At 49.2% G+C, this 15,123-nt stretch carries 11 protein-coding genes; all 11 read left to right on the forward strand.

Translation table 11 applies throughout. The features are described from left to right. Window positions 1–26 precede the first annotated feature (26 nt). The 11 genes from rpoC (at window position 27) to leuB (ending at window position 15,112) form a co-directional block, all read left to right on the forward strand. Window positions 27–3,629, forward strand: coding sequence for a DNA-directed RNA polymerase subunit beta' (rpoC, locus tag GIW82_RS14355; protein ID WP_154750646.1), 3,603 nt, complete (start codon window positions 27–29; stop codon window positions 3,627–3,629). 137 nt (window positions 3,630–3,766) lie between these two features. Beyond that, a complete protein-coding gene (locus GIW82_RS14360; RefSeq protein WP_154750647.1) occupies window positions 3,767–4,015 on the forward strand; it encodes a ribosomal L7Ae/L30e/S12e/Gadd45 family protein in 249 nt (82 codons plus the stop codon). Window positions 4,016–4,115: 100 nt separating this feature from the next. Further along, the gene (rpsL, locus tag GIW82_RS14365; RefSeq protein ID WP_154750648.1) at window positions 4,116–4,535 is read left to right on the forward strand and encodes a 30S ribosomal protein S12; all 420 of its coding nucleotides are present in this window, start codon (window positions 4,116–4,118) and stop codon (window positions 4,533–4,535) included. A 47-nt stretch (window positions 4,536–4,582) separates the two neighbouring features. Continuing rightward, entirely contained in the window at window positions 4,583–5,053 is a 471-nt protein-coding gene (rpsG, locus tag GIW82_RS14370; protein ID WP_154750649.1) for a 30S ribosomal protein S7, read from the forward strand. A 53-nt stretch (window positions 5,054–5,106) separates the two neighbouring features. Then, entirely contained in the window at window positions 5,107–7,185 is a 2,079-nt protein-coding gene (gene fusA, locus GIW82_RS14375) for an elongation factor G (protein ID WP_154750650.1), read from the forward strand. A gap of 114 nt (window positions 7,186–7,299) precedes the next feature. Beyond that, window positions 7,300–8,487 (forward strand): elongation factor Tu, encoded by a 1,188-nt coding sequence (gene tuf, locus GIW82_RS14380; RefSeq protein WP_154750651.1) that lies wholly within the window; start codon window positions 7,300–7,302, stop codon window positions 8,485–8,487. Between the two features lie 688 nt (window positions 8,488–9,175). After that, on the forward strand, window positions 9,176–10,876 hold the full coding sequence (gene ilvB, locus GIW82_RS14385; RefSeq protein ID WP_195914066.1) for an acetolactate synthase large subunit: 1,701 nt from the start codon (window positions 9,176–9,178) through the stop codon (window positions 10,874–10,876). Then, window positions 10,873–11,385 (forward strand): acetolactate synthase small subunit, encoded by a 513-nt coding sequence (ilvN, locus tag GIW82_RS14390; RefSeq protein WP_370456254.1) that lies wholly within the window; start codon window positions 10,873–10,875, stop codon window positions 11,383–11,385. The genes ilvB and ilvN overlap by 4 nt, the downstream gene beginning before the upstream one ends. Before the next feature lie 33 nt (window positions 11,386–11,418). Continuing rightward, window positions 11,419–12,453 carry a ketol-acid reductoisomerase gene (gene ilvC, locus GIW82_RS14395; protein WP_154750654.1) on the forward strand — a complete coding sequence of 345 codons (1,035 nt, stop codon included), beginning with the start codon at window positions 11,419–11,421 and terminating at the stop codon, window positions 12,451–12,453. Further along, window positions 12,440–13,984 (forward strand): 2-isopropylmalate synthase, encoded by a 1,545-nt coding sequence (locus tag GIW82_RS14400; protein WP_370456255.1) that lies wholly within the window; start codon window positions 12,440–12,442, stop codon window positions 13,982–13,984. Before ilvC ends, GIW82_RS14400 begins: the two co-directional genes overlap by 14 nt. Window positions 13,985–14,011: 27 nt before the next feature. Then, window positions 14,012–15,112, forward strand: a complete 1,101-nt coding sequence (leuB, locus tag GIW82_RS14405) for a 3-isopropylmalate dehydrogenase (RefSeq protein WP_154750656.1) — start codon at window positions 14,012–14,014, stop codon at window positions 15,110–15,112. Window positions 15,113–15,123: the final 11 nt, after the last annotated feature.

Consider the following 15,123-nt stretch of genomic DNA (forward strand, 5'->3'; position numbering starts at 1 on the left):
CTCGAGACAAAAGGGAGGTAGGCTCCTTGATAGATGTGAATAATTTTGAGTACATGAAGATCGGTTTAGCGTCACCTGACAAAATCCGCTCTTGGTCCTACGGGGAAGTCAAGAAACCAGAAACAATTAACTACCGTACATTGAAGCCCGAGAAAGACGGGTTGTTCTGTGAACGTATTTTCGGACCTACGAAAGACTGGGAATGTCACTGTGGTAAGTACAAGCGCGTCCGTTATAAGGGTGTCGTCTGTGACCGTTGTGGCGTTGAAGTCACTCGTTCGAAAGTCCGCCGTGAGCGTATGGGCCATATTGAACTAGCAGCACCGGTTTCCCACATTTGGTATTTCAAAGGGATCCCGAGCCGTATGGGTCTCATCTTGGACATGTCTCCACGCTCATTGGAAGAAGTGATCTACTTCGCGTCGTATGTCGTGATCGATCCTGCTGATACGCCACTTGAGAAGAAGCAATTGTTGTCCGAGAAGGAATATCGCGCATACCGCGACAAGTTCGGCAAGAAATTCCAAGCGGCGATGGGTGCAGAAGCAATCAAGCGTCTGCTCACTGAAATCGATTTGGAACGCGAAACCGAAACGTTGAAAGAAGAATTGAAGACTGCTCAAGGCCAGCGCCGCACACGTGCGATCAAACGTCTTGAAGTCGTTGAATCGTTCCGTAACTCCGGCAACCGTCCGGACTGGATGATCCTTGACGTTCTTCCTGTCATCCCGCCGGAGCTTCGCCCGATGGTACAGCTGGATGGTGGTCGTTTTGCAACGTCCGACCTGAACGATCTGTATCGTCGTGTCATCAACCGGAACAACCGTCTGAAACGTCTCTTGGACCTTGGTGCTCCGAGCATCATCGTTCAGAACGAGAAGCGGATGCTACAAGAAGCGGTCGACGCATTGATTGATAATGGTCGTCGTGGCCGTCCTGTAACTGGACCGGGTAATCGTCCATTGAAATCACTTTCGCATATGCTGAAAGGGAAACAGGGGCGTTTCCGTCAGAACCTTCTTGGTAAGCGTGTCGACTACTCGGGCCGTTCAGTAATCGTTGTCGGACCGAACTTGAAGATGTATCAATGTGGTCTTCCGAAAGGAATGGCGATTGAACTATTCAAGCCGTTCGTCATGAAAGAACTGGTCGAAAGAGGTTTGGCGCATAACATCAAGAGTGCGAAGCGCAAAATCGAACGACTGCATCCGGAAGTATGGGACGTTCTTGAAGATGTCATCAAGGAGCATCCGGTCCTATTGAACCGTGCCCCGACGCTTCACAGACTTGGTATCCAAGCTTTCGAACCAACTTTGGTTGAAGGAAAGGCAATCCGTCTTCACCCACTCGTATGTACGGCATACAACGCTGACTTCGATGGTGACCAGATGGCTGTCCACGTTCCACTGTCAGCAGAAGCACAAGCGGAAGCCCGCCTGCTCATGCTTGCAGCACAGAACATCCTGAACCCGAAAGATGGAAAGCCGGTTGTTACACCGTCCCAGGATATGGTTCTAGGTAACTATTACCTGACACTGGAGCGCGAAGGTGCTACTGGAGAGGGTGCGATTTTCTCAAGCCCTGAAGAAGTGGTCCTTGCTTACCAAACTGGACACGTCCACCTCCACACGCGTATCGCGATCAAAGCGAGCTCGGTGAAGAACCAGACGTTTACAGAAGAACAAAACAAATTAATGCTTTTGACGACTGTCGGGAAGATCATCTTCAACGAGATCTTGCCAGAATCGTTCCCTTACATCAACGAACCAACGGATTACAACTTGCAGGTAGAGACGCCTTCGAAGTATTTCGTAGCAGCTACAGTCGATGTCCGGAAACATATCGCAGAAGCGGAACTTGTTACACCGTTCAAGAAGAAAATCCTTGGGGAAATCATCGCGGAAGTGTTCAAGCGTTTCCACATCACGGAAACGTCACGCATGCTTGACCGTATGAAGAGCCTCGGATTCAAATATTCTACTCAAGCCGGTATTACGGTTGGAGTCTCGGACATCGTCGTCTTGCCGGATAAAGGAGAAATTCTTTCCGAAGCGCAAGCGAAGGTGGATAAAGTCACGAAGCAGTTCCGCCGTGGTTTGATTACAGAGGAAGAACGTTATTCCCGCGTCATCTCACACTGGAGTGCTGCCAAAGATGTCATCCAGGAAAAATTGATGGCGTCATTGGATCGCTTGAACCCGATCTTCATGATGAGTGACTCCGGTGCCCGTGGTAACGCATCGAACTTTACGCAGCTTGCAGGGATGCGGGGGCTGATGGCCAACCCGGCTGGACGCATCATCGAACTTCCGATCAAATCTTCCTTCCGTGAAGGTCTGACGGTACTCGAGTACTTCATCTCTACGCACGGTGCCCGTAAAGGTCTCGCGGATACGGCATTGAAAACAGCTGACTCCGGTTACTTGACTCGCCGTCTTGTAGACGTAGCCCAGGATGCAATCGTCCGCGAAAACGATTGTGGAACGGACCGCGGCCTGAAAGTCGGCGCATTGATGGAAGGCTCGGAAGTCATTGAAGAGCTGGAAGAGCGTATCGTTGGACGCCATGTGAAGAAAACGATCCGTCATCCGGAAACAAAAGAAGTCATGGTTGCAAAAGACGAATTGATCACACAGGACCTAGCTCGTAAAGTTGTCGAAGCTGGTATCCAGGAAGTGACGATCCGTTCAGCCTTTACTTGTAATGCGAAACACGGCGTGTGTAAGAAATGTTACGGGATCAACTTGGCGACAGGCGACGAAGTGGAAGTTGGGGAAGCGGTCGGTATTATCGCAGCCCAGTCCATCGGTGAACCAGGTACACAGTTGACGATGCGTACATTCCACACAGGTGGTGTAGCAGGGGACGATATTACACAAGGTCTTCCTCGTATCCAGGAAATCTTCGAATCCCGTAACCCGAAAGGTCAAGCGGTCATCACGGAAATTTCCGGTACGATTACACACATCGACGAAATTCGGGAAGGCCAAAAAGAAGTGACGATCCAGGGCGATGTCGAAACACGCAAATATTTGGGGCCATACAACGCACGTTTGAAAGTGCAAGAAGGCGACACGATTTTGCGTGGGGAAGTATTGACCGATGGTTCGATCGATCCGAAGCAGCTTCTGCAAGTGAAAGATGTGCAGGCTGTCCAGGAGTACTTGTTGAAAGAAGTCCAGAAAGTATACCGGATGCAAGGGGTAGAAATCGGGGACAAACACGTCGAAGTAATGGTTCGTCAAATGTTCCGCAAAGTCCGCGTTATCGAAGCGGGCGACACGGATCTATTGCCGGGTGCACTACTTGATATCCATCAATTCACTGAAGCGAATGCGAAAGCAGTGCTTGAAGGTGAACTGCCGGCAACAAGCCGTCCAGTCATCCTCGGGATCACGAAAGCTTCACTTGAAACGGAATCATTCCTATCTGCAGCATCGTTCCAGGAGACAACTCGTGTCCTGACAGATGCAGCAATCAAAGGGAAACGCGACGAATTGCTCGGCCTGAAAGAGAATGTCATCATCGGGAAGTTGGTTCCTGCTGGAACTGGTATGCAACGCTACCGTCAAATCGCGATCGCTCGTGAGGAGAAAAAACAGCAAGAGCCGGTACAAACCGAGTCATAAGAAAATAGCTTCTGGGGAGTTGCAAAAAAATGGACTCCCCGGAACTTTTTTTGATGAATATGGTTGACATCTTTTTTAATGGATGATAACATGTTGAGGGTTGATGGTTAGCTGTCTAAACTTTGGAGGATATGAAAATGTCTTATGAGAAAGTGAAAACGACACGTGAACCGATCATTGGTACAAAGCAAGCGATAAAAGCTTTACAAAGCGGCAACGTCGCCGAAGTATTCGTGGCACGCGATGCGGATGTTCAGGTCACTGACCGGATCATCGGACTCGCCAAAGCGAAGAACGTGGAAGTCACCTTGGTGCCTTCGCGAATAGAACTCGGCAAAGCATACGGCATCCATGTCGGAGCGGCTGCTGTAGCGATTATCGAATAATGGTTTTTGTGTATAAAACACAAAGACTTTGTTTTTACCCAAAAAATGAACCACCTGGATATGTGGTATTAGAACGCCTTTTGAGAGGAGGAAAAAATCGATGCCTACAATTAACCAATTAGTTAACAAACCTCGTAAACCAAAAAGCACGAAATCAGAATCACCTGCGTTGGGTAAAGGGTATAACAGCTTCAAGAAGTCTAGAACTGACTTGAACTCACCACAAAAACGCGGAGTTTGTACTCGTGTTGGTACGATGACTCCAAAGAAACCGAACTCGGCATTGCGTAAATACGCGCGTGTACGGTTGACAAACCAAATTGAGGTCAACGCATACATCCCTGGAGAAGGGCACAACTTGCAAGAGCACAGTGTTGTACTTCTTCGCGGCGGACGCGTAAAAGACTTACCGGGTGTACGTTACCATATCGTACGTGGCGCACTTGATACTGCTGGAGTTAACGGCCGTATGCAAAGCCGCTCGAAATACGGAACGAAACGCCCTAAAGAGAAAAAGTAAGAACAATTTCACTGAACGAATAGATTTCGTTGAAAGGAGGAACATACATGCCTCGTAAAGGTCCTGTTGCTAAACGTGACGTGTTGCCAGATCCAATTTATAATTCGAAATTGGTGACACGCTTAATTAACAAAATGATGGTCGACGGAAAAAGAGGTACTTCTCAGAAAATCTTGTACGGTGCGTTTGAACTTGTAAAAGAACGCAGCGGTAAAGATCCAATTGAAGTATACGAGCAAGCATTGACTAACGTCATGCCTGTCCTTGAAGTACGTGCTCGCCGTGTTGGTGGTTCTAACTACCAAGTACCGGTTGAAGTTCGCCCAGAACGCCGTACGACTTTAGGTCTGCGCTACCTTGTAAACTACTCACGCCTGCGTGGAGAGAAAACAATGGAAGAGCGTCTGGCTAACGAAATTCTTGATGCAGCGAACAACACTGGTGCATCTGTTAAGAAACGTGAAGATATTCACAAAATGGCAGAAGCGAACAAAGCATTCGCTCACTACCGCTGGTAATTTCTAGTTAAAGAAATTAAATCTTATTCCGAAATGGAAGGAGAAAGACCAATATGCCTAGAGAGTTCTCCTTAGACAAAACACGTAATATCGGGATCATGGCTCACATCGATGCCGGTAAAACGACTACTACGGAGCGTATCCTTTACTACACTGGCCGTATCCACAAGATCGGCGAGACGCACGAAGGTGGCGCTCAAATGGACTGGATGGAGCAGGAGCAGGAACGTGGCATCACGATCACTTCTGCTGCGACAACAGCTTCATGGAAAGAACACCGCGTCAACATCATCGATACTCCAGGACACGTAGACTTCACTGTAGAGGTTGAACGTTCACTGCGTGTACTTGATGGTGCAGTAACAGTTCTTGACGCACAATCAGGCGTTGAGCCACAAACTGAAACAGTTTGGCGTCAAGCAACGACATACGGAGTACCACGTATCGTATTCATCAACAAGATGGATAAAATCGGTGCAGATTTCCTATATTCTGTAGGTACTCTTCACGAGCGTCTTCAAGCAAATGCACACCCGATCCAATTGCCGATCGGTGCGGAAGATCAATTCACAGGGATCATTGACCTTGTCGAAATGAACGCACGCATGTATGCAAATGACTTGGGAACAGATGTACAAGATATCGAAATCCCTGAAGAATACAGAGAGCAGGCTGAAGAATGGCGCACGAAACTCGTGGAAGCTGTAGCTGAGCTTGATGAAGACTTGATGGAGAAATATCTTGGCGGCGAAGAAATCACTGAAGCTGAACTTAAAGCAGCGATCCGTAAAGGAACGTTGGATGTCGAGTTCTACCCAGTAGTTTGCGGAACTGCATTCAAAAACAAAGGTGTTCAATTGATGCTTGATGCAGTCATTGACTACCTGCCATCACCACTTGATGTACCGCCAATGACTGCAATCGTCCCTGATACGGATGAGGAAGTTTTGCGTAAAGCTGACGAAAGCGAGCCTTTCTCTGCACTGGCGTTTAAAGTTATGACAGATCCATACGTAGGGAAGTTGACTTTCTTCCGTGTGTACTCTGGTACTTTGAAATCCGGTTCATACGTACAGAACTCTTCTAAAGGTAAGCGCGAGCGCGTAGGACGTATCCTGCAAATGCACGCTAACTCACGTGAAGAGATCTCTGAAGTATACTGTGGAGATATCGCTGCTGCAATCGGCTTGAAAGATACATCGACAGGGGATACATTGAGCGATGAGAAAGACCAAGTAATCCTAGAGCGCATGGTCTTCCCAGAACCAGTTATCTCATTGTCAGTTGAGCCGAAATCAAAAGCGGACCAAGACAAAATGGGTCAAGCCCTTGCGAAATTGCAAGAAGAGGATCCAACATTCCGCGCGCATACAGATCAGGAAACTGGTCAAACGATCATCGCAGGTATGGGTGAACTTCACCTTGATATCCTCGTTGACCGCATGCGCCGTGAGTTCAACGTCGAAGCCAACGTTGGTGCTCCGCAAGTATCTTACCGTGAAACTTTCCGCCAGTCGGCGCAAGTTGAAGGGAAATTCGTTCGCCAATCCGGTGGACGCGGTCAGTTCGGACACGTTTGGATCGAGTTCTCTCCAAACGAAGAAGGCGCTGGCTTCGAGTTCGAGAACGCAATCGTCGGTGGGGTTGTTCCACGTGAATACATCCCGGCTGTTGAAGCAGGTTTGCGCGATTCACTCGACAATGGTGTAATCGCTGGTTACCCATTGATCGACATCAAAGCAAGACTATTCGATGGTTCTTACCACGATGTTGACTCGAACGAGATGGCATTTAAAGTTGCCGCTTCCATGGCACTAAAAAATGCAATTTCTAAAGTTAACCCGGTTCTTCTTGAGCCAATCATGAAAGTCGAAGTGGTTATTCCTGAAGAATATCTCGGCGACATCATGGGTGACATCACGTCACGTCGCGGACGCGTTGAAGGTATGGACGCTCGCGGTAACGCTCAAGTAGTCCGTGCGATGGTTCCACTTGCAGAAATGTTCGGATATGCGACTTCATTGCGTTCTAACACGCAAGGCCGTGGTGTGTTCTCAATGCACTTCGACCACTATGAAGAAGTACCGAAATCAATTTCTGAAGACATCATCAAAAAAAATAAAGGCGAATAATTGAATTCTGTCCTTTAATAAAGTATAAATAGTGTATATGCCTGGATAGCGGCTTGCTGTTCATCCAGGCCACTTTTTTAACAATATAATTTAAATCTTGAGGAGGATTTTCCAATGGCTAAAGAAAAATTCGATCGCTCCAAAACACATGCGAACATCGGTACAATCGGTCACGTTGACCATGGTAAAACAACTTTGACTGCAGCAATCGCTACAGTTCTTGCAAAAGCATCAGGTGGTACTGCTCGTTCTTACGACCAGATCGACAACGCACCAGAAGAAAAAGAGCGCGGAATCACAATCAACACTTCTCACGTTGAGTATGAAACTGCTACTCGTCACTATGCACACGTTGACTGCCCAGGACACGCCGACTATGTTAAAAACATGATCACTGGCGCTGCTCAAATGGACGGCGGGATCCTAGTAGTATCTGCTGCTGATGGCCCAATGCCACAAACACGTGAGCACATCCTTCTTTCACGTCAAGTAGGTGTTCCTTACCTAGTAGTCTTCATGAACAAATGTGACATGGTAGACGACGAAGAACTTCTTGAGTTGGTTGAGATGGAAATTCGCGACCTTCTATCTGAATACGACTTCCCTGGCGATGACATTCCTGTCATCAAAGGTTCTGCTCTTAAAGCTCTTGAAGGCGAAGCAGAGTGGGAAGAAAAAATCATGGAATTGATGGCTGCAGTTGATGAGTACATCCCAACTCCAGAACGTCAAACTGACAAACCATTCATGATGCCAGTTGAGGATGTATTCTCAATCACTGGCCGTGGTACAGTAGCTACTGGCCGCGTTGAACGTGGACAAGTTAAAGTCGGCGACACTGTTGACATCATCGGTATCGCTGAAGAAGCTAAATCTACAACTGTTACAGGTGTAGAAATGTTCCGCAAATTGCTTGACTATGCTGAAGCTGGCGACAACATCGGCGCACTTCTTCGTGGGGTTTCCCGCGACGACATCCAACGTGGACAAGTATTGGCTAAACCAGGCACAATCACGCCACACACAAACTTCAAAGCTGAAGTTTACGTTCTTTCAAAAGAAGAGGGTGGCCGTCACACGCCATTCTTCACAAACTACCGTCCGCAGTTCTACTTCCGTACAACTGACGTAACTGGTGTTTGTAACCTTCCTGAAGGAGTAGAAATGGTTATGCCTGGCGACAACATCGAAATGACTGTTGAGCTAATCGCACCTATCGCTCTTGAAGAAGGAACTAAATTCTCTATCCGTGAGGGTGGACGTACTGTAGGCGCAGGCGTTGTTGCGTCTATCGTAAAATAATTCACTTTCTGAACCGCTTTGAGATCCTGTTGGGATCTCAAAGCGGTTTTTTGCCGTTTTCACCAATTTCTCTCCTGCGCAGCGCTCTCTTTTCGCTAACTTTCCTTATGAAAAAACACACGTGCTCGATAGGAATAAAAATAATTTCAAAAAAAAATTAAAAAACGCAAAGCGTTGATGGATCAATCTTGTAAACGCATACATTAGTTTTTAATAGTTTGAATTGGTTGATAATTTAATTTTAAGATGTTGACACGTTGAAAGTAAGGCGATATGATAACAACAATTTACAAGAGACCTTCACCGGAACCCAGTCACACAAAGGATTTCGGGGACATGAAGGAAAATGAATAGCAAAAACGTTGAAGAGGCATGCGATGGAATCACATATTCACAGAGAGCCGGTATTGGTGGAAGCCGGCAATATGTCCATCTAGCTACTCCCCTCCGAGTGGGATACTGAAAGGCAGCTGCTGATTAGGTATTCCCGGTAATTCTCACAGATTGCCGTTACAGAAAAGACAGGAAGCTTCTGTCATGAGGCTGCACATGCAGCGAACTAGGGTGGTACCATGAAACTTTTTCATCCCTACACAAAGAACATGATTCTTTGCGTAGGGATGGGAAAGTTTTTTTATTTACAGATGAAGATGAGGAGGCGTAAAGATTGAGCACAGCAGTCCAGCTAATGCACGATACGAAGAAAGAGATGAAATTCAGCGGAGCAGATACACTGATCCAGTCATTGAAGAAGCAGGGCGTGGAACTGATTTTCGGCTATCCGGGAGGCGCGGTGCTTCCAATCTACGATGCGCTCTACAAAAATCCGATTCGCCACATCCTGGCAAGACATGAACAAGGAGCCATCCATGCAGCAGAAGGATATGCCCGCGTCACAGGAAATCCGGGAGTAGTCATCGCCACATCCGGCCCGGGGGCGACGAACCTTGTCACAGGAATCGCAGACGCCATGCTCGATTCCTTGCCGCTCGTCATTTTCACTGGTCAAGTAGCAAGCACCGTCATCGGCACCGATGCATTCCAAGAAGCAGACATCATCAGTATCACTCAGCCGATCACGAAACATAACTACCAAGTAAAACGAGCAGAGGATTTACCGCGTATCATCAACGAAGCATTCCACATCGCTTCGACAGGTCGCCCCGGACCGGTGTTGATCGATGTCCCGAAAGATATCTCCTCGGCACTGATGGAGCCAGCAGAGTATTCAGATGAGATCCGGCTGCCAGGTTATCAGCCAGTGACAAGGCCGAACTACTTGCAGATCCGAAAAGCAGCTGATGCGCTGGCGCAAGCGAACAAGCCGCTGATTCTTGCAGGTGCTGGCGTACTCGCTGCGAAAGCGACTGACGAACTGAGGCAGTTTGTCGAGCGTTATGAGATCCCGGTCGTCAATACGCTGCTTGGACTTGGGACGATGCCTGCACAGCATCCGCTGTTCTTCGGAATGGCTGGCATGCACGGCACTTACACAGCGAATACAGCGATTTGTGAATGCGATGTCCTACTGAACATCGGTGCACGGTTCGACGATCGGTTGACCGGTAACTTAGCCAGCTTCGCACCAAACGCGAAAGTCATCCATATCGACATCGACCCGGCAGAGATCGGGAAGAACGTACCGACAGCGATCCCGATTGTTGCAGACGCCAAGCAGGCACTCCTGCAATTGGCGGAACAGCAATTCGAAGCTACCTCTACTGAAGAGTGGCGAAAGAAGCTCACACAGGACCAAGCGATGTATCCACTTCGCTACAAGGCGAAAGAAGAAATCATGCCACAAGCAGCTGTCGAGCTAATCGGCCGGCTGACCGGGGGGGAGGCGATTGTCTCGACTGACGTCGGACAGCACCAAATGTGGGTGGCGCAGTACTATCCGTTCCAGCACCCGGATCGCTGGATTACATCCGGCGGGCTCGGCACGATGGGCTTCGGACTCCCTGCCGCGATCGGCGCACAGTTCGCCCATCCGGACAGAGAGGTAGTCGCCATCGTCGGGGATGCAGGCTTTCAGATGACACTCCAAGAGTTGTCCTTGATGCAAGAACACCGATTGCCAGTGAAAGTGGTGATCTTCAATAACCAAAGCCTCGGAATGGTCCGCCAGTGGCAAGAGACATTCTACGACGAACGTTACTCCGAATCCCTCATCGCGAGTCAACCGGATTTCATCAAACTGGCTGAAGCATATGGCATCAAGGGATACCGGGCCAAGACCATCGAAGAGGCGGAGCGCGTGTTCAAGGAAGCATTCGAATTGGAAGAGCCGGCAGTGATCGATTGCCGGGTGCTGGCACTGGAGAACGTCTACCCGATGGTGGCGCCAGGAAAAGGACTAGGCGACATGATTGGAGTGAACGTGGAGTGAAAAGAATCATTGTAGTCATCGTCAATAACGAAAGCGGTGTGCTGAACCGGGTGACCGGCATGATGATGAAACGGCAATTCAATATTGAAAGCATGACGGTCGGATACACCGAACGGCCGGGTATCTCGAAAATGACCTTCACCGTCAACGTAGAGGACGTCGGGAAGATCGAACAACTCCTGAAGCAGCTACAAAAACAGATTGACGTGCTGAAAGTGTATGACATCACCGATCAAGAAATGGTGGTACGGGAACTGGCCTTCGTCAAAGTGACAGCGCCACCCGCCATCCGCAACGAAGTCTACAGCATGGTCGAACCATTCCGGCCGAATGTCATCGACGTCAGCCGCGACGTCGTCACTTTCCAAGTGGTGGGCGGTTCCGAGAAGATCGAAGCATTCATTGAATTGCTGAAGCCTTATGGCGTGAAAGAGCTGACAAGAACCGGAACGACCGCATTGGTCAGGGAAACACAGAAAATGGCTGCGGCTCCGGTAACGATTTTATAAACACAAAACCCAAAATCTGAGGAGGAAATTAAAATGGCAAAAATGTATTATAACCAGGACGTAAACGATCAAGTATTGGAAGGCAAGAAAATCGCAATCATCGGGTATGGTTCACAAGGTCATGCACATGCACAAAACTTAAAGGATTCAGGACACGACGTAGTGGTTGGGGTACGCAAAGGGAAATCATTCAAACAAGCGCAGGAAGATGGCATGCAAGTAACGACGGTAAAAGAGGCGGCAGAGGCGGCAGACGTCATCATGATCTTGACGCCTGATGAACGCCAGACGGAAATTTATGAACAGCAGATCGCACCTGCACTGACAGCTGGAAAGACAATCGCATTCGCGCACGGCTTCAATATCCACTTTAACCAGATCGTAGCACCGGAAGGCGTGGACGTCATCCTCGTAGCACCGAAAGGACCAGGACACCTTGTTCGCCGCACATTCGAAGCCGGCGCCGGCGTACCAGCGCTGTTCGCAGTACACCAAGATACTTCAGGACAAGCGAAGGATGTCGCACTCGCTTATGCTAAAGGAGTCGGAGCAGGTAGAGCAGGCGTACTGGAAACGTCGTTCAAAGAAGAAACAGAGACGGACCTCTTCGGTGAACAAGCAGTCCTCTGCGGCGGTGTAACTTCTCTTGTGAAGGCGGGATTCGAGACACTCGTCGAAGCAGGCTACCAGCCGGAACTCGCATACTTCGAATGTATGCACGAATTGAAGCTAATCGTTGACCTGATGTATGAAGGTGGTCTATCCGGAATGCGTTATTCGATCTCAGACACTGCACAGTGGGGAGACTTCGTATCCGGCCCACGTGTCGTCGATGCAGCAACGAAAGAGCGCATGAAAGACATCTTGACGGATATCCAAACAGGGAAATTCGCAAAGGGTTGGTTGATGGAGAACAAACTGAACCGTCCAGAGTTTACAGCAATCGAGCGAGCTGAAGAAGCCCACCAGATTGAAGTGGTCGGACGCGAGCTGCGCGAAATGATGCCATTCGTCAATGAAGGGAAGAAACAACAACAAAAAGAGGTGGTCATCAGTGCGGAACATTGACATTTTCGATACAACATTACGTGATGGAGAACAATCAGCCGGTATTAACTTGAATACTGCAGAGAAAATCGAGATTGCACGTCAATTGGAGCGCTTCGGTGCAACGGTGATCGAGTCGGGATTCCCGGCAGCTTCACCAGGAGACTTTGATGCAGTACAGCGCATCGCAAGTACTGTGAAGGATTCCATCGTGACAGGACTCGCACGTTCGGTCCGTTCGGATATCGACAGTGCATGGGAAGCATTGAAGGGCGGCGTCCAGCCGCACCTCCACATCTTCCTCGCGACGTCACCGATCCACATGCAGCATAAGCTGATGAAGACTCCGGAAGAAGTTGTGGAGATTGCTGTCGAGTCCGTGAAGTATGCACGCAAGTACTTCCCGCTCGTCGAATGGTCAGCAGAAGACGCTTCCCGTTCGGATCCTGAGTTCCTGGCATACATCGTCCGCAAGGTAGTCGAAGCAGGTGCGACGACCATTAACTTGCCGGACACGGTCGGTTATGCGACACCGCAGGAATATGGGGCGATGTTCCGCTACATTAAAGAAACCGTTCCAGGCATCGAGCGAGTGAAGCTATCCGCCCACTGTCATAACGACCTTGGAATGGCGACAGCGAACACGCTCGCAGCCATCGAGAACGGAGCGGATCAGATTGAAGGGACGATCAACGGCATCGGAGAGCGGGCAGGAAACGTCGCACTCGAAGAAATCGCCGTCGCACTTCATATCCGCAAACAGATTTATGAAGTCGAAACGAATATCAACTTGAAGGAAATTAAGCGGACAAGCGAAATGGTCAGCCAGTTGACTGGTAGCTTCATCCAGCCGAACAAAGCGGTCGTCGGAAAGAATGCTTTCGCGCACGAATCCGGCATCCATCAGGACGGCATGTTGAAGAATCCGCTGACATACGAAATCATCACACCGGAATTGATCGGCGATGCTTCTACTCAGCTAGTGCTAGGGAAGCACTCCGGACGCCATGCATTCCGTGACCGTGCCATCCAGATGGGCTTTGAACTGGATGATGAGAAGTTGAATAAAGCATTCGCGGAGTTCAAGAAGCTTGCTGATAAGAAGAAAGAGATTGTGGAAGCGGACTTGTTCGTGTTGTTGACGGATCAGCAAATCAGCGACAAGGAAACGCCAGTCTACAAGCTTGAAAGCGTCCAAGTACAATACGATACAGAGAATATCCCGACGGCAACGGTTTCCGTTACTCGCCCAGCTGGTGAAGTTGTACGTGAAGCAACGACCGGCGCAGGCTCAGTCGAAGCAATCTTTAATACATTGGAACGTTTAGTGGAAGAAGAAGCACACATCCTCGATTATCGTGTTACCTCGATTGGCAAAGGCCGTGATGCACTTGGCGAAGCCGTCATCAATATGACGTATGCAGGGGAGGCGGTAACCGGACGTGATGTAGCACAAGACGTTCTGGAAGCAACCGCCAAAGCCTATTTGAATGCAGTGAACCGCCAGCTGGCGAAGAACCATGTACAGACTGAAGCAACCATCACGACTTGAAACACTAAATCAGAGGAGGAGAAGGAAATGGAGAAAACAATTGCAATCTTACCTGGAGACGGAATCGGACCTGAAGTGACAGCAGCAGCGGTGAAGGTGTTACGGACAATCGCGATGCGCTATGGACACAGCTTCACAATGAAAGAAGCGGATATCGGAGGGGCAGCAATCGACCGTTACGGCGAGCCTCTTCCTGACGAGACGATTACGGCATGTGAACAGAGTGATGCAATTTTGCTTGGAGCGGTTGGTGGGCCGAAGTGGGATAAGAACCCTGCGGACAAGCGTCCAGAAAAGGGGTTGCTTGGGATCCGGAAGCATTTCGACTTGTATGCCAACATCCGCCCGGTCAAAGCGTTTCCTTCCTTGCTCTCTTCTTCTCCATTGAAAAAAGAAGTGGCGGAAAACGTCGATATGGTGATCTTGCGGGAATTGACAGGCGGCTTGTACTTCGGGGAACCGAAACGCCGCAACGAACGCTCAGCGATCGACACGTTGGTTTATACGAAAGAAGAGATTAAACGCATCGTCACGCAAGCATTTGAGATTGCGCGAACGCGACGAGGCAAAGTGACGTCAGTCGACAAAGCAAATGTGCTGGAGACGAGTAAGCTATGGCGCCAAGTGGTGGAAGAAGTGAGAGAGGGCTATCCGGATGTTGACGTGGATCATTTGTATGTCGACGCTGCTGCGATGAAACTGATCACGGAACCATCGACATTCGACGTCATCGTCACAGAAAATATGTTTGGTGATATCTTGAGCGATGAAGCATCTGTAATCACTGGTTCACTAGGGATGCTGCCATCTGCAAGTGTACGCGCAGACGGCTTCGGCCTTTACGAGCCTGTACATGGATCGGCGCCGGATTTAGCAGGGGAGAACAAAGCGAATCCCTCTGCAGCCATCCTATCTGCTGCGATGATGCTGCGTCACTCGTTCGGTTTCCATACGGAAGCATCAGCGATTGAGGAAGCAGTGAAGAGTGTATTGGAAGACGGTTACGGAACTGGCGATGTATGCGGAGGGGACAAGCAAGTCGTCTCGACTACGCGCTTCGCTGAGAAAGTGATCGAAGAAATCGAGCGGGAATTCGTCTCGGACCACATCATGCTATCGTACGTGTAAAAGAAGGGAGC

Origin of the sequence: Planomicrobium sp. YIM 101495 (genome assembly GCF_009707665.1) — a bacterium.
Classification (GTDB): Bacteria; Bacillota; Bacilli; order Bacillales_A; family Planococcaceae; genus Planococcus.